General features: G+C 56.2%; 16 protein-coding genes. All 16 read right to left on the bottom strand.

The annotated features are described in order from the left end of the window. Positions 1-2: 2 nt before the first annotated feature. Positions 3-1343 carry an N-succinylarginine dihydrolase gene (astB, locus tag AC559G_RS16350; RefSeq protein ID WP_498913277.1) on the bottom strand — a complete coding sequence of 447 codons (1341 nt, stop codon included), beginning with the start codon at positions 1341-1343 and terminating at the stop codon, positions 3-5. 104 nt (positions 1344-1447) lie between these two features. After that, complete coding sequence (astD, locus tag AC559G_RS16345) at positions 1448-2920, bottom strand: succinylglutamate-semialdehyde dehydrogenase (protein WP_498913276.1); 1473 nt, start codon at positions 2918-2920, stop codon at positions 1448-1450. Further along, positions 2920-3954 (bottom strand): arginine N-succinyltransferase, encoded by a 1035-nt coding sequence (gene astA / locus AC559G_RS16340; RefSeq protein WP_498913275.1) that lies wholly within the window; start codon positions 3952-3954, stop codon positions 2920-2922. Before astA ends, astD begins: the two co-directional genes overlap by 1 nt. Before the next feature lie 54 nt (positions 3955-4008). Further along, positions 4009-5220 carry an aspartate aminotransferase family protein gene (locus AC559G_RS16335; RefSeq protein ID WP_498913274.1) on the bottom strand — a complete coding sequence of 404 codons (1212 nt, stop codon included), beginning with the start codon at positions 5218-5220 and terminating at the stop codon, positions 4009-4011. A 609-nt stretch (positions 5221-5829) separates the two neighbouring features. Then, a complete protein-coding gene (gene narI / locus AC559G_RS16330) occupies positions 5830-6507 on the bottom strand; it encodes a respiratory nitrate reductase subunit gamma (RefSeq protein ID WP_498913273.1) in 678 nt (225 codons plus the stop codon). A 1-nt stretch (position 6508) separates the two neighbouring features. After that, positions 6509-7231: a molecular chaperone TorD family protein gene (gene narJ / locus AC559G_RS16325; protein WP_498913272.1), complete on the bottom strand. Its 723-nt coding sequence runs from the start codon at positions 7229-7231 to the stop codon at positions 6509-6511. Continuing rightward, entirely contained in the window at positions 7228-8772 is a 1545-nt protein-coding gene (narH, locus tag AC559G_RS16320; RefSeq protein WP_498913271.1) for a nitrate reductase subunit beta, read from the bottom strand. The genes narJ and narH overlap by 4 nt, the downstream gene beginning before the upstream one ends. Continuing rightward, positions 8769-12530, bottom strand: coding sequence for a nitrate reductase subunit alpha (locus AC559G_RS16315; protein ID WP_498913270.1), 3762 nt, complete (start codon positions 12528-12530; stop codon positions 8769-8771). Before AC559G_RS16315 ends, narH begins: the two co-directional genes overlap by 4 nt. A gap of 475 nt (positions 12531-13005) precedes the next feature. After that, the gene (locus tag AC559G_RS16310; RefSeq protein ID WP_498913269.1) at positions 13006-14223 is read right to left on the bottom strand and encodes an EpsG family protein; all 1218 of its coding nucleotides are present in this window, start codon (positions 14221-14223) and stop codon (positions 13006-13008) included. Positions 14224-14366: 143 nt separating this feature from the next. Further along, positions 14367-15269 carry a glycosyltransferase family 2 protein gene (locus AC559G_RS16305; RefSeq protein ID WP_498913268.1) on the bottom strand — a complete coding sequence of 301 codons (903 nt, stop codon included), beginning with the start codon at positions 15267-15269 and terminating at the stop codon, positions 14367-14369. Between the two features lie 57 nt (positions 15270-15326). Then, positions 15327-16301 (bottom strand): glycosyltransferase, encoded by a 975-nt coding sequence (locus tag AC559G_RS16300; RefSeq protein ID WP_498913649.1) that lies wholly within the window; start codon positions 16299-16301, stop codon positions 15327-15329. Between the two features lie 5 nt (positions 16302-16306). Continuing rightward, complete coding sequence (locus AC559G_RS16295; protein ID WP_498913267.1) at positions 16307-18199, bottom strand: carbohydrate binding domain-containing protein; 1893 nt, start codon at positions 18197-18199, stop codon at positions 16307-16309. Further along, on the bottom strand, positions 18196-18939 hold the full coding sequence (locus AC559G_RS16290; RefSeq protein WP_438597193.1) for a glycosyltransferase family 2 protein: 744 nt from the start codon (positions 18937-18939) through the stop codon (positions 18196-18198). Before AC559G_RS16290 ends, AC559G_RS16295 begins: the two co-directional genes overlap by 4 nt. A 7-nt stretch (positions 18940-18946) precedes the next feature. Continuing rightward, complete coding sequence (locus AC559G_RS16285; protein ID WP_498913266.1) at positions 18947-20002, bottom strand: glycosyltransferase family 4 protein; 1056 nt, start codon at positions 20000-20002, stop codon at positions 18947-18949. A 322-nt stretch (positions 20003-20324) separates the two neighbouring features. Beyond that, positions 20325-21173, bottom strand: coding sequence for an ATP-grasp fold amidoligase family protein (locus tag AC559G_RS16280; RefSeq protein WP_438597191.1), 849 nt, complete (start codon positions 21171-21173; stop codon positions 20325-20327). Beyond that, complete coding sequence (locus tag AC559G_RS16275; protein ID WP_498913265.1) at positions 21163-22452, bottom strand: flippase; 1290 nt, start codon at positions 22450-22452, stop codon at positions 21163-21165. The genes AC559G_RS16280 and AC559G_RS16275 overlap by 11 nt, the downstream gene beginning before the upstream one ends. Between the last annotated feature and the right edge of the window lie 4 nt (positions 22453-22456).

The following is a 22456-nucleotide window of genomic DNA, read 5'->3' as shown; positions in this document are numbered from 1 at the left end:
GTTTAACGTTGGAATGCGTAAATCGCCCCCAGCCCCAGAATCGCCGTTAGCGCATCCAGCGCTTCCCGCCCTTCCCGCAACAACTGCGGATCGGCCAGATCCTGCTGGCTTAGGCGATCGCGATAATAGCGATCCACCCAGGCGTTCAGGGCGGCAAAAAGCCGGTCGTTCATCAGCACGCCAGGGTTCACCGCCTGCAGTTCCTGCTCCGTTAAGGCAACGCGTAAACGCAGGCAGGCCGGGCCGCCGCCGTTGCGCATGCTCTCGCGCAAATCAAACACGTTAATCTCGTCAATCGGCCCACCCGATGCGACCATTTCATTCAAATAGCCCCACACGCCGCTGTGCTGGCGAGCTTCTTCCGGCACCACAATCAGCATACGGCCATTCGGCTTGGTCAGGATCTGGCTGTTGAACAGGTAGGTCGCCACCGCATCCGCCACCGAAACCCGCTCAGTGGGGACTTCAATCGCCACCAGTTCCTGTTCCAGCGTCGCCATTTTGCGCCGTACTTCATCCAGCGCCTGCGCCGGGTGCAAAAAGGCCTGCTGATGATGAAACAGCACCTGCTGGTTACTGACGGCGATAACGTCATTATGGAACACCCCCTGATCAATCACACTGGGGTTTTGCTGGATAAACACCGTGTGGCGCTCATCCAGTTGGTGCAAGCGGCTGATGGCCTCGCTGGCCTCCCGGCTCTGGCGCGCGGGGTAACGCACCGGCGCCACTTCTCCACCGAACTCCTGGCGCCCATAGACGAACACCTGCACGCTTCGCTGGCCATAGTCGCCGCCCAGGCGGTTATGGTTGGCCGCGCCTTCATCGCCAAACAGCGCCACCTGCGGCAAAGCGGCATGGTGTGCAAAATGCTTTTCATCGCGAAAAATCGCCCGCAGCACCGCCGAGGTGGTTTTTGCCTCAATCGCCCGGTGGAATTTATTGTTCAGGTTGGCCGCGGTGAAATGCACCCGGCCATCCGCACTGTCTGCGGAAGGCGAAACCGTCGCCGCGTTAGCCGTCCACATCGGCGAGGCAGAGCTTAATGCGGATAACAGCCGTGGCGCTGTGCGCATCGCCTGTGCCAGGACGGCTTCGTCGGAACCAGCAAACCCCAGTTGGCGCAGCGTCGGAATATGCGGCCGCTCCTGCGGCGGCAACACCGCTTGCCGGAAGCCCAGATCCGCCAACGCTTTCATTTTCAGCAGCCCTTGTTTCGCCGCCAGTTTCGGGTTGGACAGGCTGTTTTGGTGCTGCACAGAGGCTTCATTGCCATATGACAACCCGGCGTAATGGTGCGTAAGCCCCACTAGCCCATCAAAATTGACTTCATATCCCGGCATTTTCTTCTCCTGCGGCGCCAGCAACTGCTGCTGCCGGCCGCCGGCTTATTTGATGGCTTTCGGGCTGGTAACCCCCAGCCCGGTGCGAACAATACAATGGCGTCTCAATCGAACGACACGCCGGGCAGCAAACTGGCCGGCAATGCCAGGCTCTCGCTTTCCAGCGAAGCCATCGGCCAGGCGCAATAATCCGCCGCGTAATACGCACTGGGGCGATGGTTGCCGGAGGCGCCCACGCCGCCGAACGGCGCGGCGCTGGAGGCCCCGGTCAACGGTTTGTTCCAGTTGACAATGCCGGCGCGCGCTTCAATCAGCAAACGCTCGAACAATGCCCGCTCCGGCGACACCAGCCCGACCGACAGGCCATAGCGCGTGTGGTTGGCAATCTGCAGCGCCTGATCAAAATCGTCGTAGCGGATAATGGTGGTCAACGGCCCGAAATACTCTTCGTCCGGCAGGTCCGGCACCCCGGTCACGTCAATGATACCGGCGCTGAGAAGCGAACTGTTGTCGGCCAATTGCCGCATCGCCAACAGCGCGTTACCGCCCAACGCCAACAGGCGCTGCTGCGCCGCCAACAGATTTTCAACCGCCGGCAGGGAGATAACGCCGCCCATAAACGGCTGGGGCTCGTCATCCCAGCGGCCAATACGCAGCCCCGCCGCCACCTGCACCAGGCGTGCAATGAAGGCATCCCCCAGTGCGCCACGCTTCACCAGAATGCGCCGGGCGCAGGTGCAGCGTTGGCCGGCGGAAATAAACGCCGACTGGATCGCCAGGTTCACCGCGGCGTCCAGATCCTGCGCCTGATCGACGATCAGCGCGTTGTTGCCGCCCATTTCCAGTGCCAGGATCTTCTCCGGTTGCCCGGCCAACTGGCGGTGCAGGTGGTAACCGGTGCCTGCGCTGCCGGTGAATAACAGGCCGTCGATGTCCGGGCTGGCAGCCAGCGCCTCGCCGGTTGCTCGCCCGCCCTGTACCAGATTAATCACGCCATCCGGCAGGCCGGCCTGTTGCCACAGTTTGAGTGTTTCCTCCGCAGTGTGCGGCGTTAACTCACTGGGCTTAAACACCACGGTATTCCCGGCCAGCAGTGCCGGGACAATATGCCCATTCGGCAAATGGCCTGGGAAATTGTACGGCCCGAACACCGCCATCACGCCGTGCGGGCGATGGCGCAACACCGCCGCGCCGTCCGGCATTGCCGTATGGCTCTCACCGGTGCGGGCCTGGTAAGCCCGCAGGGAGATGCCGACTTTACCGATCATAGCCTGAACTTCGGTCAGCGTTTCCCAACGCGGCTTGCCGGTTTCGCGGCTAATCACTTCCGCCAACGCGGATTTATGCTGTTCCAACAGTTCGGCGAAGCGTTTTACCTGCTGCTCACGCTGCTCAAAAGGCGTGCGCGCCCAGGCGGGAAATGCGCGACGAGCCGCAGCGCACGCCGCTGCGACGTCATCCGCATCCGCAGCGTTGGCCTGCCACAACCGTTGGCCGCTGACGGGATCATGTTTAGCAAATGCAGCGGCGTGGCCTGGCAGCCAGGCGCCATTAATTAACAACCCAGGGTGTGACATTACGCTTTCTCCTGTGGAATAAGGGGGAGCACTCGCACCGGCTCACCAGGCTCGATGCCGAGCATTGCCGCGGTATCCGTGCCGACCAACAGCCGATCGCCATCCCGATCGGCCCGCACCAACAGGGCGCGATAATCCTGATAGCGATCGTTGCTCACCAGATAAACCGGCGCATCGGGGCGTGCCGGCTCGGCGGCTATCGCGGTTTCCAGCCGTTGGCTGTCTTTCACCGCGCGGATCTCGTCAATCTCGGCTTCGAGCGTCGGCCCGCCGTCGAAAATATCCACATAGCCCTGATAGCGCAGCCCTTCCGTCTCCAGTAAGCGGCGGGCCGGCGCCGTATGCGGGTGCACCTGCCCCACCGCTTTTTGCGCGTCCTCGGCCAGGAAATCCAGATACAGCGGGTGCTTTGGCATCAGTTCGGCGATAAACGCCTTTTGCCCGGTGCCGCTCAGGTAGTCGGCCTGGGCGAATTCAATCGAGAAGAAATGGCGGCCCATGCTTTCCCAAAACGGCGAACGGCCGCTTTCATCGGAAAAGCCGCGCATCTCGGCGATCACTTTCTGTGAAAAATGCTCGCGAAAGGCGGCCATAAACATAAAGCGCACTTTAGAGAGCAGCTTGCCGTTGCTGCCGTGGCGATAGCCTGGATCGAGAAACAGCGTGCACAGCTCCGAATGGCCGGTATGGTCGTTGCTTAAAAACAGCGTCGGCACCGATTTATAGACGCCTAACTGCTTTGAGGCATGCACTTGGGTGCCCACCCGGAAGCTGTACCAGGGCTCGGTCAGCCCCACCGCCACTTCAAGGGCGCTAATCCCCACCACTCGCTGACATTCGGTATCTTCCAGCACGAACAGGTAGCACTGCTCCGCGCGTGGAAGTTCGCCTTGCCAGGTTTGCAGCGCCCGTTCGATGCGCGCCGACAGGGTTTCTTCATCTTGCGGCAAGGAAGTCAGGCCAACGCCGCCTTTACCGGCCAGCGCCAGCAAATCGGTTAAATCCCGGCGTTCGACTGGGCGAATAATCATCATAATGCGACCCTCAACTTACATGCGGCCGCCCTGCTGGGCACGGCCGCGTTTTCATCAACAAAGGCGTGCCACAGCACGGGCAAAACGCGCTAAACCTTCAACCACATCCTGCTGCGGAATAATCAGCGAAGGGGTAAAGCGCACTACATTCGGGCCGGCTATCAGCGCAATCACCCCTTCTTCATTAGCCAGCCGGGTGAGCTGTTTTGCCTTGCCTGCAAACGCCGGGGCCAGTTCGCAGCCAATCAGCAGCCCTTTACCGCGGATCTCGGCAAAAATGCCGTATTGCTCATTAATGGCATTCAGCCCGGTGGTGAACCATTCATGGCGTTGTTTTACGCCGTCCAGCACCTGAGGGGTATTGATGATGGAAAACACCGTGCCCGCCACCGCCGTTGCCAACGGGTTGCCGCCGTAGGTGGTGCCGTGGCTGCCCACGCCAAAGGTGGGCGCCAGTTTGTTGGTGGTCAGCATCGCGCCAATCGGGAAGCCGGCGCCGAGCGCTTTAGCGGTTGTCAGCACGTCCGGCACCACGCCGTAATGCATGTAGGCATACAAATCGCCGGTGCGGCCGACGCCCGTTTGCACTTCATCAAAAATCAACAACGCGCCATGGCGATCGCACAGCTCGCGCAGGCCCTGCAGGAAGGCCGGATCCGCCGGCAGCACGCCGCCCTCGCCCTGGATCGGCTCGACGATCACCGCACAAGTCTGATCGCCGATCGTTTCGGCCGCCGCCGCCAGATCGTTAAACGGTGCGTGGGTGATGCCGCCGGGCAGCGGCGCGAAGTCCTGCGAATATTTAGGCTGCCCGCCGACAGAAACGGTAAACAGCGTGCGGCCATGAAACGCATTGTTAAAAGCGACGATTTGGTTTTTCGCCGTGTTGCCCTGTTCCAGTGCATACTTGCGCGCCAGCTTCAATGCGGCTTCGTTAGCTTCCGCACCGGAGTTACAAAAAAAGACTTTGTCGGCGAACGTGGCGTCGATCAGTTTTTTTGCCAGGCGCAGCACCGGCTCATTGGTGTAGCCATTGCCCAAATGCCAGAGTTTCCCCGCCTGTTCAGCCAATGCCGCCGTGACGGCCGGGTGAGCATGCCCCAGCGCATTGACCGCGATACCGCCGGCAAAATCAATATAGGATTTACCCTGCTGATCCCAAAGTTGCGATCCTTCCCCGCGCACCAGGATAAAATCGGCAGGCGCATAAACCGGCACCATCCAGTCGTCAAAAGACTGGCGGGTAACTGCAATTGGCTGTTCCATTCGTGACCTCACATCTTAGAAATGCTGAATTTGATCGTACGCGCCGGCGCCATAGCGGATATTGTGCGATAAAACAAAAATATCCCGCGGCAGGCTTTCTTTCATCGTGGCGATAATTCGCCTCATCGCCGGAAATTGCGTGCAAAATCATCATAAAAAAATGGTGTATAGCCCTATATTTCACTATAAACAGGTAATAATGCAGACAAATATCAAGGCGTGCATAACAACACTTATTAATTGATAAAGAGTGTAGAGCAGCTATCGTGCCAGAATGGCAAAAAACGCCAATTTCTTAAATTTTTCCTTTAAAACAACAAGTTATAATGAATAATTATGCATTTTTTATGCATTCGTACTGAATAATCGTAAAAATAAGCCGGAGAATCATCACTGCCACCAAAAAACTATTCAATCAGCAAAAAACGTATTTTTTCGCGGTTGCAGTATTGAAAGAATTTCCCAGCGCTGTTCAACAACGGCGCAGCAAACCATTTTGGTGCAGCAATGCACCAAAATAGCGCAATGCAATCGCACCATTCAGGGGCAAAACGGGAAACACGGCAGAAAGGTAGGCCATCGGCCCCGCCAGGCGACGGGGCCGATGATTTAGCGGCGGTTACGCACCAGTTGATAACGGCGGGTGAGGTATTCCACCGGCGCACTCCAGATATGCACCAGGCGGCAGAAAGGGAACAGGATAAACAGCGTCATCCCCAGCACCATGTGGATCTTGAAAACCAGCGCCACGCCATCCAAATGCTGCGCCGCCCCCGCCTGGAAGGTCACCACCGCCTGGGCCCAGGCGACCAGCTTGAGCATCTCGCTACCGTCCATGTGCTGGGCAGAAAACGGAATCGTCAACAGGCCAAACGCCACCTGCACCACCAGCAACGTCAGAATAAGGATATCGCCCACGCTGCTGGTGGCCCGCACGCGCGGATTGGTCAGCCGGCGTTTTAGCAGCATCACGCCGCCAATCAGCATCATCACCCCACAGGCGCCGCCACCGATCATCGCCAGTTTTTGCTTCACGGCAATCGGCAAGAAGGCTTCATACATCCAGTGCGGCGTCAGCATGCCGAAAAAGTGCCCGGTGAAGATGCCGATAATGCCGATATGGAACAGGTTAGAGGCCAACCGCATCCCTTTCTTGTCCAGCATTTGGCTGGAGCCGGCGCGCCAGCTGTACTGGCCGTAGTCATAGCGCAGCCAACTGCCGATCAGGAACACCGCCCCCGCCAGATACGGGTAAATATCAAAGAAGAAAAGATTTAAAAATTGCATATTAGCCCCCTTTTCTACCCGGCATGGCCTGCGCCACGTCCAGATACTGTGGCGCCACTGCGTGCGCATGGCGGCGTTGATGCGCCGCCTGCTGGGCAGATGCGCACCCTTGTTCCCCAAGGAACTTGACCTGTTCCTCTTCCCACACCGCGTCCAGCGCCTGCGGCGTATCATCGCGGGCTTCAGCGGCCACTTGCTGCTGCAACGCTGCGGCTTGTATGCCGCTGCCGGACAGCGCCAGCAGGATATCGAACAGCACGCTGTAGGCGCTCTGGCGGTTGTTGAGCCGCTCGCCCAGCAGCGCCAGAATGGGCGCCACGTCCTGTAGCCCACTGCGCGCCTGCGCCGGGCTGCCGCTGGCCAGATATTCCAGGTACATCGGTAAAAAGTCCGGCAGTTCACGGCTGTCGATTTCCAACCCGGCCCGGCGATACTGGGCCATCAGATCGACCATCGCCTGACCGCGATCGCGGGATTCCCCGTGCACGTGTTCAAACAGCAGCAGTGAGGTGGCGCGCCCACGATCGAACAGTTCGCAGTATTCCGCCTGCACGTCCAATAGCGGGCGGGCGCAAAAGCACTGGATAAAGCCCCTCAGTTGCGTGCGATGGTGCGGCTCCAGTTCAGCGGCGCTTTCCAGTGCCGCGATCAACGCCGACTGGTGCGCGAACAGCTCCGGATCCGGATAATCCAACAGGCGTGCTATCACGCGCAGGGCCATCATGATACGTCCTCCCGGCGCGGCGTTTTCGCCGTCACGTCGATGGCATCAATCCGGCGGCTGTTAAACAGGTTGAATTTACTGTCGCTGCCGTGGCACCCATCGCCAAAGCTAAAACCGCAGCCTTTGCTTTCCGGGAAGGCCTCGCGCGCCAGTTCGCGGTGGCTGGAAGGGATCACGAAACGGTCTTCATAGTTCGCGATCGCCAGGTAGCGGTACATTTCCTGCGCCTGGGCTTCGGTTAGCCCCACCTGTTCCAGCGCGCGGGTATCCACCTGCCCGTCAACGCTCTCGGCACGTTTGTAATGGCGCATCGCCAGCATGCGTTTCAATGCCAGCAGCACCGGCTCCGGGTCGCCTGCGGTTAGCAGGTTGGCCAGATACTGCACCGGAATACGCAGGCTTTCGACATCCGGCAATACCCCGCTGTGCGCCAGCGCGCCGGCATCCGCAGCGGACTGGATCGGCGACAGTGGCGGCACATACCACACCATCGGCAGGGTGCGGTATTCCGGGTGCAGCGGCAGCGCCAGCTTCCAGTCGACCGCCATTTTGTACACCGGCGACTGTTGCGCTGCGTCGATCACCCCTTGCGGCACCCCATCTTGCAGCGCCTGGGCGATGACCGCCGGATCGTTGGGATCCAAAAAGATATCCAGTTGGCTGCGATACAGATCCTGAGCGTTTTCCGCCAGCGCGGCCTGCTCGATGCGATCGGCGTCGTACAACAGCACGCCCAGGTAGCGGATGCGCCCCACGCAGGTTTCCGAACATACCGTCGGCTGGCCGGATTCAATGCGCGGGTAACAGAAGATGCACTTCTCGGATTTGCCGCTTTTCCAGTTGAAGTAGATTTTTTTGTAGGGGCAACCGGTCAGGCACATACGCCAGCCACGGCATTTATCCTGATCGATCAGCACAATGCCGTCTTCACCGCGTTTATAAATGGCGCCGCTGGGGCAGGTCGCCACGCACGCCGGGTTAAGGCAGTGCTCGCACAGGCGCGGCAGATACAGCATGAAGGTATTTTCGAACTGGCCGTACATCGCTTTTTGCATGCGATCGAAGTTTTTATCTTTGGCGCGCTTTTCAAACTCGCCACCGAGGATCTCCTCCCAGTTCGGCCCATTTTCGATCTTGTTCATTCGCTTGCCAGTGATCAGCGAACGCGGGCGGGCGATAGGCTGGTGTTTACCCTGCGGCGCCGCCTGCAGATTTTGGTAATCGTAATCGAACGGCTCATAGTAATCGTCCAACGCCGGCACGTCCGGGTTGGCGAAAATATTGGACAGTAGGCTGACGCGGTTGCCCATGCGCGGCTCCAGCTTACCGTTGATTTTACGGATCCAGCCGCCCTTCCACTTTTCCTGATCTTCCCAGGCCTGCGGGTAGCCGACGCCGGGCTTGCTTTCCACGTTGTTGAACCAGGCGTATTCCATCCCTTCGCGGCTGGTCCAGACGTTCTTGCAGGTGACCGAGCAGGTATGGCAGCCAATACATTTATCCAGGTTCAGCACCATGCCAATTTGAGAACGAATTTTCATTTGGCTTTCTCCTGTTGGCTGCCCTGCACGCTGTCGTTGCCCTCGCCGTCCAGCCAGTCAATACGGTTCATCTTGCGCACCACCACAAACTCATCCCGGTTGGAACCTACGGTGCCGTAGTAGTTAAAGCCATAGGCCAGTTGGGCGTAGCCGCCGATCATATGGGTCGGTTTCGGGCTGATGCGGGTAACGGAGTTGTGGATCCCCCCGCGCTGGCTGGTAATTTCCGAGCCGGGGATATTCATGATGCGCTCTTGCGCGTGGTACATCATGGTCATCCCTGAAGGGATACGCTGGCTGACGACCGCGCGCGCCGTCAGTGCGCCGTTGGCGTTGAAAGCTTCGATCCAATCATTGTCGACAATGCCCAGGGACTTGGCGTCGTCTTCGCTCAGCCAGATAATCGGCCCGCCGCGCGCCAGAGTCAGCATCAGCAAGTTATCGCTATAGGTGGAGTGGATCCCCCATTTCTGGTGCGGCGTCAGGAAGTTGAGCGCTTTTTCCGGGTTGCCGTTGGGCTTTAGGTTCAGCAACGGCTGTGCGGCCCGGGTGTCGATCGGCGGGCGATAGGCCAACAAGCTCTCACCGAACGCCCGCATCCATTCATGATCCTGATAAAGTTGCTGACGGCCGCTCAGGGTGCGCCAGGGGATCAGCTCGTGCACGTTGGTATAGCAGGCGTTGTACGAGACGTGTTCATCTTCCAGGCCGGACCAGGTGGGGCTGGAGATAATCTTGCGCGGTTGTGCCTGAATATCGCGAAAACGGATTTTCTCGTCTTCCTTGTTCAGTGCCAGGTGGGTGTGATCGCGCCCGGTCAAATTGCTGAGCGCCTGCCAGGCCTTCACCGCCACCTGGCCGTTGGTTTCCGGTGCCAGTGACAGGATCACTTCTGCCGCATCTATCGCGCTTTCGATCTTTGGCCGGCCGGCCGCCGGGCCGCGGGTTTTCACATAGTTGAGTTTTTTCAGAAAGTCGACTTCATGCTGGGTGTTCCAGCCGATGCCCTTGCCGCCGTTGCCCAGCTTATCCAGCAGCGGCCCCAGCGCAGTAAAGCGTTCATAGGTCGCCGGGTAGTCACGCTCCACCAGCATGATGTGCGGCGCGGTTTGGCCTGGGATCAGATCGCATTCGCCCCGTTTCCAGTCCTGCACGCCGAACGGCTGCGCCATTTCAGCGGCGGAGTCATGCTGGATCGGCAGCGTCACCACATCGGTTTCCTGCCCCAGATGGCCAACGCACACTTCAGAGAACTTGCGGGCGATGCCTTTATAAATTTCCCAGTCGCTCTTGGATTCCCAGGCAGGATCCACCGCCGCCGACAGCGGGTGGATAAACGGATGCATGTCCGAGGTGTTCATATCGTCTTTTTCGTACCAGGTGGCGGTCGGCAAGACGATATCCGAATACAGACAGGTGCTGGACATGCGGAAATCCAACGTGACCACCAGATCCAGCTTGCCTTCACCGCCCTGATCCCGCCACTCCACTTCCTGCGGTTTAACACCGCCCTGCTGCCCCAGATCTTTGCCCTGGATGCCGTGTTCGGTGCCCAGCAGGTATTTGAGCATGTATTCATGCCCCTTGCCGGACGATCCCAACAGGTTGGAACGCCAAACGAACAGGTTACGTGGGAAGTTCTGCGGATTATCCGGCTGTTCAGCGGCGAAGCGCAGTGTACCTTGCTTCAGGCTGGCAACGGTGTAATCCACCGGCGTTTGGCCGGCCGCCGCGGCCTGGGCGGCAATACGCAGCGGGTTGGTGCCCAACTGTGGCGCGGAAGGCAGCCAGCCCATGCGTTCGGCGCGCACGTTGAGATCGATCAGGCTGCAGTTGAAACGGCTTTTGTCCGCCAGCGGCGACAGCAGTTCCTGCGGGCCGACGGTTTCATAGCGCCACTGGCTGGAATGATTATAGAAAAACGAGGTGCTGTTCATATGGCGCGGCGGGCGCTGCCAATCCAGCCCGAACGCCAGCGGCAGCCAACCGGTTTGCGGGCGCAGCTTCTCCTGGCCGACGTAATGCGCCCAGCCGCCACCGCTTTGTCCCACGCAACCGCAGAAGATCAGCATATTGATCAACCCGCGGTAGGTCATATCCATGTGGTACCAGTGGTTGATGCCGGCGCCGACGATAATCATCGAGCGGCCACGGGTTTTCTCGGCATTTTCGGCAAATTCGCGCGCAATACGGGTAATATTGTGGCGCGATACGCCGGTGATTTGCTCCGCCCAGGCCGGCGTATAGGCCTTCACCTGGTCATAATCGGTGGCGCAGTTGGCATCGTTCAGGCCGCGATCCAAGCCATAGTTGGCCAGGGTGAGATCGTAAACGCTGGCGACCCGTGCTTCGCTGCCGTCCGCCAACCGCAGGCGTTTTATCGGCAGTTTGTGCAACAGGATCTCATCAAGCGCCACGCTGTTGAAATGTTCGCTTTGCGCGCCGCCAAAGTAGGAGAAACCGACGTCGACAACCTCATCGTGCGCGCCGAGCAGGCTAAGCTGCAGCGCTATCTCACGCTGCTGGCCACCTTCGCGCTGTTCCAGGTTCCACTTGCCCTTTTCGCCCCAGCGAAAACCGATCGCCCCTTGCGGCGCGACCAGTTCACCGCTTAGGCTGTCGATAGCGACGGTTTTCCATTGCGGGTTATTTTCCTGCTCCAGAGCGCCCACCAGATCGCTGGCGCGCAGCATGCGGCCGGCGGCGTAGTAACCGCCCTCGCGCGTTTCCAGCAAAACCAACATCGGCATGTCGGTGTAACGGCGCACATAATCGCGGAAATAGCTCACCTCGCGATCGAGATGGAATTCCCTGAGCATCACATGGCCCATCGCCAATGCCATCGCACTGTCGGTGCCCTGCTTCGGGCTTAGCCACTGATCGCACAGCTTGGCGATTTCTGCGTAGTCCGGCGTGACGGCCACTGTCTTGGTGCCTTTGTAGCGGACTTCGGTGAAGAAGTGCGCGTCGGGGGTGCGCGTCTGCGGCACGTTAGATCCCCAGGCGATGATATACGAGGAATTGTACCAGTCTGCAGATTCGGGCACGTCGGTCTGCTCGCCCCAGGTCATGGGCGAAGCCGGCGGCAAGTCGCAATACCAGTCGTAGAAACTCAGGCAAACGCCGCCAATCAGCGACAGATAACGCGCGCCGGCGGCATAAGAGACCATCGACATCGCCGGGATGGGGGAAAAACCAATAATGCGATCCGGGCCATAGGTTTTGGCGGTATAAACGTTGGCGGCGGCGATCAGCTCATTCGCTTCCTGCCAGTCGGCGCGCACAAAGCCACCGCGGCCGCGCGCACTTTTATAGCTGGCGGCCTTTTGCGGATCGCTGACGATGGAGGCCCATGCGTCAACCGGATCGCTGTGGCGGGCCTTGGCCTCGCGCCACAGTTCAACCAGGCGTTTGCGCATCAGCGGATATTTCAGGCGGTTGGCGCTGTAAAGATACCAGGAGTAGCTGGCGCCGCGCGGGCAGCCGCGCGGTTCATGATTCGGCAAATCGGGGCGGGTACGGGGATAATCGGTCTGTTGGGTTTCCCAGGTCACCAGGCCGTTTTTGACATAGATTTTCCAACTGCATGAGCCGGTGCAATTGACGCCGTGGGTAGAACGCACCACTTTATCGTGTTGCCAGCGGCTACGGTAACCGTCTTCCCAGTCGCGGTTGGTGTTCAGCGTCTGGCCGTGCTCGCCAGAGAACGGCTCGGCCAATTGTTTAAAATAGCGAAACCGGTCTAAAAATTTACTCATCCGGGCCTCTCCTGACTGTTTTTATCGTTATGGGTTTACCCAATGGCTTTCAACGGAGCATGAAAGACACGGGTATAAACATTGCTCGATCTGGCGCCCAGCCTACTGACGGGCTGGCGCAGGCCAGTTGATTGCGATCAAGGGAAGCAGGCGCGTTAAGCGACGAATCTGGCGCAAATACCACCAAAGAATAACCTGGTGGTATTTGTTTAATCTGTTGATAATTCGGGAGTAATTATTGATTATCGGCAAGAGGAACGGCGGGGAACACGGCGTGGGATATTTAGGGGTAGCGTGCGGGGTGCACGCTAATCAGAGTCTTGAGTTGGGCGCCATCGGTGTAAAATTCGGCGCGCTGAAGGTTAGCGATGCGGAGGCTTTATATAACCGCCTTGCGGTTAGCATTGGCGTTGCCCACCCCATACATTTCCGGCGTAACAAAGTCTGTTTCGCTCATGGTCTGCTCCTTATCGTTTTAAGCACCGTCCATTTCATGGCCAATCCACTCACCGCTTTCGCGATTGATGTGGTTTAAGTAGCGCTCATATTGCTCTTCGCCATAAAACACATTCAACAACGGCGTGTGGTACAGAGACTCCCACATCTGCCCAAGCAATATCGGCCGCCGCGGCACATAGATGTTTTCAATCAGGTTATAACCGGTTGCCATCAACATCAGGAAAAGGAAAAAGTAATTGAAGCGGCCGCGAATAAATGAAGCAGGGTAGGAAATATAATAAAAAAGCAAAAAAATCGATGCGGCACTGGCGTAACGGCTGGCCGCCTGAAGTGAACTGGAAGAGAGGAAGATAAATACCACCAGCCACGCGGCATAATTCCTAATATCGCCAGGTTGGTTACGCATAGGGTAAGCCAAAAGATATACGCCAAGAAATAACGACGGGAATAAGACAATCAGGAAGTTAATCATCCCATTCGCATTGCCACTGGTAAGATATTCACTGGCATATAAACCCGAAGTGTACACGCTGGAATAGCTATCAATACCGGAGATAGTAATATGCGACAAGATAAATGGCAGCGCATATTTGGCGTTCAAGAACGCCAACGCGCTAAAAACCACCGTGAGTAAGCGGTTCAGTAAAAAGAACCGGCTGCAGAGAAATACGCCGAGCAACAGCATGCTGGAAAAGTGCGTCAACATGGCGAATAGCAGAAGAAATACGGCCAGATGCAGGTGCTTCCGTTCACAAAGCATGACCATGGCAAGGGTCATAATCGCGATGGAAAAGCCAAATCGCAGCCCCATGGCAATGATAAAGGGGTTGATCAAGAACAGCACCGCCAGGTGCAACAACACAAACTGACGCGGCGAAAAAACCTTTCCGCTGCCCAGCAACACCATGTTCAGCGCGTTCAGGTAAGCATACACCCCCAGTGCGGCATACAGTGCCGGGATAATATAAAATGGCACACCGAGGGTTTTAAAAAGATAAATATTGGCATGCAAAATCAAATCCACTTTACCCAGCATAATGTCGCTCAAATGGGTGGCAGAGTTGATCGATTCATAAACAGAATAATGACGATAAAGATCGGACAACGGTGGTATTTTAAGGAAAAGGAAAAAATAGCAAACCGCAATAAGGAAATAGGCAGATGAATTCCGATTGCCTGAACGTAACGTGGCAATGCTGTGTAATAAAGCCAATAGCGGCATGATCAGCAACAATACGCTGCCGATCACTGCCGAGCGTTCAACACGCATAAATATCCTCTAAATTAATCTTCTCTATCGGCTTGATGGCACCGCGGCCATCAAGACAAAGAAACAGAATTTACCCTGGCACGGCGGCGCCAAACGAAGGGGTTCAGTCAGAAAGGCAGGCCCTTGAAAAAGGCGTTGCGGAGAATATTTTTGACATAAACCCCAGCCGCAGAACCGCTGTTGATGTAAATAATCCCCTTCATCCCATGCAATATGCCGCTAATACGGCTGTGGTTATCGGTCAGAATTCGCGAACGGATACAGGTATGGCGCAACTGCATGATCTTGCGCGCCTGCGGCGAAATCATCGGCATCAGGCGGCGTTCAAAGCACATCTTGTGCTGGTAACCCACAATGCCTTTCGCGCTATAGGTAATACGTTCGCCATCGTGATCGTTATGTACCGCCAGGCGCTCGTGCAATACCCCAATGTGCACGCCAGCCGCCAATAAACGATACAGAAAGATATGGTCCTGGTAGCGTGGGGTATTAAAAAAACCACGCACCCGGATCGCCGTCTCTCTACGCAACATAATCATCGGGGTATAAGCGACGCCGGCCAACATAAAGTCCTGCAGTCCCTGGCAGCGCGCCCGGTAGTAATGTTCAGCATTGATCTGCCCGTCTTTGAGAATGTCCATATCGCACAGGCTGACGTCGTAACAGCCCGTCTGCATAAAGGCCAACTGGCGGGCAATTTTCTGCGGATGATAGTAATCGTCATCATCCAGGAAGGTAATGTACTCCCCCGTCGCACGCAGAATACCGCTATTGCGTGCGCGTGCACCGCCGCCGTTGCGGCGGCGTGGATAATAGATTATTTTCCCCTGCCCGATATAAGGCGCCAGGCGCTGGCGGGTGGCCTTGCGCTGCGGCTCACTCGGCGGGTTGTCATCCACCACAATCACTTCCACCTGCGCATGGGTTTGTGCCAGGACGCTATCAATGGCGCGGATCAGTAATTCACTGCGGCCATAGGTGGGTATAATCACACTAACTTTGGTACTCATCTTTTCATCCGCAATCATCATTTTGTTCGTGCCTTCCCCAACGCTGTTCGCTGCCGCTTATCCGCCACGGTTATACAAGCGGGCCAACAGGTAATAGGCCAACGGGCTACGATAGAACAACCGGTTTTTCCGGCTCAGCAACCGCTGTTCTTCCGCGCGCAGGCGCGCGTATTGGCGCCTTAACAACGCTGTTTCACGCAGTGCGGCGGGCAGGCCACAAAAATCCAACCCAACCAGTAGGCGGGCTTTTAGCGTAGTAACAAACAGGATGGAATACAGATGATTGCCAGGCGCTTTACGCCGGCCAATATTTGCCTGGCCCAGCGCATAGTCCAGATCGTCCAAATCACGCCGTTTCGGCGCGCGGGTAATGCCCGCAGGATTCACGCGATACCCCACCAGCGGCGTACTGCAAGCGACGATGCTGCGCGCCTTCAGGTAGAGTTGCGGTATCAATTGAATATCTTCGAAGTTGCGCCCGGCAGGGAAAAGCGCGCCGTCAAACAACGTCGCACGATAAATACGCGCCCAGGCGTACCACATGCTGCGATTAAAACTCTCCTGCAACAACGCCTGGTGCCCCGTGCTGTCTGGCGGTTTCACATCGCCAGGCACAATGTGCATGATGTTTCCCGCTCTCGCGTCTCCTGCAGTGGAAAATCGCCTGGCGTTGAACGCCACAATTTCCGCCTGCGGGTTTTCCGCCAGTAACTGCCCAAGCGTAGTGAAATAATCCGGCAGCAGCAGATCGTCCGAATCAAGGAAACCAATGTAGCGCCCGGTCGCGTGGGCAATCCCGGTATTCCGTGCCGCACTCAATCCCTGATTAGTTTGGCGCAGCATAACGACCTGCCCCTGCCGCTGCGGATAACGCGCCAGAACCCGTTTGGCGATCGCCATCGAATCATCGGGGCTGCCATCATCAACGATAATCACCTCCGCCCAGGCCGGCAATAAGGCGAGCACCGAGTGAAGGCAGGCTTCAATATAATCCGCGACCTTATAAACGGGGATGATGAGACTAAGAGTCATCGTGTTCACTGGCGATCCTTTTCCGTTATTTGACGTTGTACCCACAACGCCATACTGCCCATCGACGGCAACGCTAATTCCGCGCCCTGTGGTTCCTGCCATTGCCAACCGGCCGGCAGCGCAAAACGCACGGACATCGGCCGGTAATAGGGATTAACCACCAGCACCAGCCCGCGGCCACCGTCGATAAACAGCCGGGCCGGAATGGCCGTGTTATTGCCATGCAGCAGCAGGCTTTCGCCCGAGAGCAAATAAGGGGTAAAACTGACGATCTCCTGTGCAACCTTGGCCACGTTCTGCCAAATGCCGTCAAACTCTTGCTGCCGGAACGTTCCCCGGTTGCGCTTGTAAAACAGATCGGTATAGGAATAAAAAAGTATCCCTTTCGCGCCGCCAATCAGCCCCAGCCAGGCCTGATTCCGCATCTCGGCCTCACTGGGTTGATGCGGTTTTCGCCCGGGGCTATACGCCGCGTGATCCATGATCTGGGTGACAATCCACGCCCCCTTGGCTTGCCGAGAAGCCGTTTTGGTCAGGCGTGCATACAGCAACGTACGGGTGAGATCGTTATCTTTCCCTATTGGATAAGGATCGCTGGCCAACACATCCGAACTGTTGAAATAGTGGTCCAACGCGCCGGCCCGATCCACGACCTGAAACGTCAAATGATCGGGATCGCGCTGTTTGATCTGCAGATGCTTGGCTTCAATCTGCGGCACATATTCCGGCCCCAATTCATCGTTGATATACCAGGCCAGCAGATTAGGCTGGTGTTTGAGTTTCTCGACATACGCAGCGGTCAGCGCCCGATAACTCAGACGGGTTTCCGGCGCGAACTGCGTGCCGGCATAAAAATCCTTCACGGAATAAATGACCTGTAAATCATGTTGCTGCGTCTTGCGGAAATAGCCGGCGGGATCCTTGCTCACACCGTAGTCATAATCCAGTAGCGTGTTAAAACCCGCCGCACGAATACGTGTCAGATGTTCATCGGTCGCCATGCCGGCATACATATAGATCCCAAGCGGGAAAAAACGCTTACCGTCTTTTAGGGTATATCCCTGTGCATCCAATGCGACTTTCGGCAGCCGATTGCTGATGCTGATCGGCATCACGCTGGAGCGGCTAAGCTGCGAGTCTTGCGCAGTCACCTGCTGTTGCAGCCGATATTCACCGGCCGAAAGCGTTGCCGGCAGCGCAAACACCACCGGCTGTTCCCCTTCTATATGGTAATGCCGGCGGTCATGTTTAACCGCCTCACTGCGGCTATCCAGCAATGTGCTATCCACCTGCACCAGTTGTTTGTCCGGCACGAAAACGGTACTCAGCGCCATCGCGTCGTCTGCCCGCACCTGATAAAGCACCGGCGCGGTGGGTTGCATGCATGCATAGACATCATCAAATTCTGCACGCCCTGTGGTGCCCCGGCGAAAGTAGACGCCGAGCGTCACTTCCGCCGCCCGTGTTGGTACCAAAAAACGGCCCGCGACAAGCCGCCAATCACCGGTGCCGACCACGCCCTGCGGATGGCTTCCTGCCAAATAGCGCCCATCCGCATCGTAGCTTTCAATGAAAATGCCCGCCCCCCGATCGTCGGCGTGCCCCTGTAAATCAGCGCCATTCACCCAAACGCCAAAATCGAGCGCCTGCCCAGGCTTAATGCGCAATTGTTGGGTCATCGTGTGGTAACGTTCGGCATCGCTATTCTGATAGCGCAGGCTGGCCTGCCCAGTGCGGCCGCCGGTGATAATTTCACCGGCTGATAGCGCCCAACCTTGCTCCCCTAGCTCAAACCCGCCGTTTTCGATCAGGTTATCCGCACAGCCGGCCGCGCACGCCTGCCCTGCCAGCCATACGCTGGCCGACAGGCAAGCACCTGATAATATTGAATACCTCATTGCCTTTTCATCGCCGCGTTGTACAGATAGGAACAAAACAGATAGCAGGATTTTTGGTAGGAGAAGCCTAAATGGCGGCGATAAATTTGCCATTGCCAGTCCGCCGCTTTGATTTTGTTGCCAGACAACGACTGGGCGGAAAGGCGATAAAACGCTAATGGTTCGGGCACGCAGTAGGCAAGGCGATTGCGTGCCTTTTCCATCACGGACAGCCACATCACATAATCTTCGTGCCCCACCTTGCGCTGGAATATCTTACCGGTACGATGCCGGTTATAGATCCCGGTCAGGTTGCCGATCCAATTGCTTTTTAACATATCGCGATAGGCGATGATCTCCTGGCCGCCGCGGTAGTGCTTAATTTGCTGTGGATCCTGTTCAAACGTGTAGTAATGCGAACACACGACATCGTAACGGCCGGTCTGCAAAATACCGACCTGGCGCGCCAACTTATTCTTGTGCCAGATATCGTCGCTGTCGCAAAAGGCGATATAGCCGCCGCGCGCCGCCTCAATCGCGATATTCCGCGTTTCGGCGACGCCTTGATTGGTATCGTTGCGAATATAAGTCAGCCGATCGTGAATAAACGGCTTGATCACTTCCGCGGTATTGTCGGTGGAGGCATCGTCGATCACATACAAATGATAATCCTGGTAGGTCTGCGCCAATACGCCCAGGATCGACTGTTTGATAAAGCTGGCCGCATTGTATGCCGGCATGATAACTGACACGCTTTCCATATTAACCTCACGCAATTAACTGCTGCCATTGGGGATAAATACGTTCGGGGATAAACCGCTCGGCTTTTTCCAGCGAACGTTGGGAAAAGCGGCGCCGTAGAGCGGCATCCGCCATCAATGCCAAAACGTGTTGGCCGAAGGCCTGAACATCGCCGTTGGCAATCAAATAACCGTTACTGCCGTGGTCGATCAGTTCGGCAGGCCCGGTCTGACAGTCAAAGGCGATCAGCGGCAAACCAAAACTCATCGCTTCAATCAGTACCATCGGCAAGCCTTCATAACGGGAGGTCATCAGTAGCATGGCGGCCTGGCGATAATGGCTGGCGATATCGGCCGTTGCCGGCAACAGTTTGATCTGCTGCGCCAAACCCAATGTATTGATTTGCTGTTGCAGCGCCAGACGTTCCGGCCCGTCGCCGACGATATGCAATTGCCAGCCCTGCGCCTGCGGCACAATGCGCTGCCAGGCAGAGATCAGGCGATCAAATCCCTTTTGCCGGCATAAGCGCCCGACCGCCAACGCAATGGGCTGGCGCAGCGCCGGTGAGACGGGTTGAATGGGAAACGGAGAAACGTTTTCAATCACCAGGCATTTCTGAGCGGGTACCCAGCGGCGGATGTTCAGCAAATCCTTTTGTGTCAATAACACGGTGCGATCGCTGAGGCGGTAGATAAATATCTTGAGCCATTTCATCAACCATGGGTATTGATGGAAGCTGATGTGTTCACTGAGCAACAGGCGGCTTTGCGGGCACAGCAAGCGCAGATAAGGCGCCATAATGACCGAAAGTTTGCCCATCGAAACGGTGATAATGGCGTGGTATCGGCCACGGCGCAGCAAGCGTGCCAGCCGCCACGGCCACCATAACGCCCGATCGTTCAGCAGATGCAGGTTAACCTGGCGGTCAAGCGGATAAAACGCGCCATCGCCGCAAATGGACAGCAGATCGACCTGATAACCCGGCAGCGCGGCCAGCGCATTGGCTAAACCGCTGGCTACACGCTCGGTTCCCCCTTTGCCGGCCATATTTTCAATCACAATCGCGACTTTCCGATATTGCATTTTTTCTTCATACCCCTTCGTCAACGATTCCTGTCATGCACCGGGCTTCAGTGATGTTGTATGTAAAGCGCGGGCATTAAAAAATCGCTACTGTTATTCACCATTGATAGAGCATTGCCATTTTCTTTTTAATAAACGGGCAAGCGGCAATGCCCTGGGCGCAATCACTTATTAATGACGTGCAGGTATAATTTTTATTTACGCGCGGCGGGTGAAACGGCCAAAAACGCCGGCAACTCAAATAAAACTCCGGCATTATTTAGGCACGCCACATTGTTAAATCGCGTATTAATAAGGTCATGATTGCGCAGCGGAAGCGAAGCTATTCAAAAAAATAGCTTCCCCACTCTTTCTCAACGGTTGCCGGTAGCAGTTTTTGTAAACCAGCGCCTGGTGTAAAAGTCAGTTCACCAAAATAAACCCGCTCTTCCACCTGATAAAAATCAACCCTGACATACGAAAACTGCTCAGCCACCCGGCGCGTCAACGCCAACATCAGCCGCAGTTGGCTCGGTTTTGCCATCGGAACATCGCTGTTTGGCACCCCCATGCGGATTTCCGTGCGGTTCCAATCCTGATCAAAAAAATCACGCCGATGATCGATAAAACGCTGATAATCAATCTGAATAAAAAAGCGGAGTTCCCCGTCACGGTTAAAGCAGTGGATCTTGATATCGTTCGGTGTCTTGCCCTTCTCCAGCAGCATTTTCTCTACCAAAATGCGCGGTGGAATATCTTTATAATGCCGTTCCCGATAGACCTGGTAAAAATTCTGCCTTATCCAGCTTTCTGTGAGCGCGCGTAATTCATTAAAGCTGGTTTGGGATTTATCAAACACCAGTTTATTATAACCACTGCCGTGGTTGGCCTTGATAACAAAAGCGTTGGGTAAACGCCGGTACATCTCTTCGGTTAATGTCTCTCCCTGCGCATACAGTTCTATCAGGTACTCTTCCCCCCACAGCTTTGCAATATAATCCCTTACCTGATATTTATCCGAAAGCTGAGTATAGATGCTGCGGGGGTACACTTTTCTGCGCATCAATTTTTCACTGTAGTATTTCGGTTTTGATAAATGCGGTATTTTGTGGAAGAACATGGCGTATTTTAACTGATGATATATCACATCGGGTATGCATTTATAAAAACCATGTACTAGGCTACTTAACATAAATCTCTCTAACCCTCTCTATTAACTGGGGCAAACAACGATAGCAAGTTATCTGCAACCTGGTTATTTGTCCTCGCCTGAAAAAACCATTAAATACAAAAAATGAAACAAACTCGGTTATCAGCGTTGAAATGGCCGCGCCATGGATGCCATAGCGCGGGATCAACACAATATTCATCACCACATTGGCCAGCGCGGCCAGCGGCATTTTTATCGCAATAAATCGGTAACCGCCGAATAGCACGATCGCCTGATAAGAGACGGTACCCATGACGGAAAACAGTGAGGTTACCGAACACAGCGCCAGAATCGTCGCGGTTTCCCGGAAATTTTCGCCAAACAGCAACACCACCAGCTGCGTAGGAAACAACGAGAGCAACAAAATCACCGGCGCGGATAACAGCAACACCACCAAATAGAGCAGGCGGATACGCTCTTCTTTCAACTGCTGGGTGCGCGCGCCGGCCACGCTTGGCAGCATGGAGGTGATGAGCGCCATGGGGACAAACACCCATCCCTGGCTGAGCGTAATCGCCGCACTGTATAAACCAACGCTATGTTCCCCCAGGTAGTTGCCAAGCATGATCTGATCTATGCGCGTATAAATCACGATCGATAAACCGGAAACGGCCAATGGCAGACCAACCTTCAACAGATAGCGCCCGTAACCGCGCTGATGGCGTTTAGCAATAGGCCGCAATGGCGGCCTTGAACGGTGAAACAACACGCTGCGCACCAGATAAGGCAACAGGCTGCTAAACACGTACGGCACAGCAAACCACACCAGCGGCAGTGCCATGTTAACCAACACCAGGCGCATGATGATCGACAGCAGCAGCGCCACATTGTTAATCATGGTGTTTAACTTGGATTTCAGCAGTGCGTCGTAATAAATTTTGTACACGTCCTGCACGGAGAAATACGCGCTGACCAACATCAAGGCCATCATGATCTGGCTGGTGCGATCCTGCGTCAGCAGCGCCCAAGCCATCAAGGGGACAGCAATCACGGCGAATAATTGGCGGCGAATACGCATTGAAGCCAGCATCAGCCGGATACCGCTATGCACGCGTTTCGCCACCCGATTGAATAGCACGGTATCCGCGCCCAACTGCACCAGTGGTACGCCGATGGCGATCACCGACAGCAGATAGCTAATCAGCCCATATTGGGCCGGCCCAAGATAACGCGCGACGTAGACCGAAACAAAAATGCCCGAAAGGCTCAGCGAGATCCGTTCCAACATCAGCCACAAAGAGTTCATCAGCACCGTTTTCATGCCG

This window comes from Gibbsiella greigii (assembly GCF_039540155.1).
GTDB classification, from domain to species: Bacteria; Pseudomonadota; Gammaproteobacteria; order Enterobacterales; family Enterobacteriaceae; genus Gibbsiella; species Gibbsiella quercinecans.
This window is presented reverse-complemented; position numbering and strand designations above follow the sequence as displayed.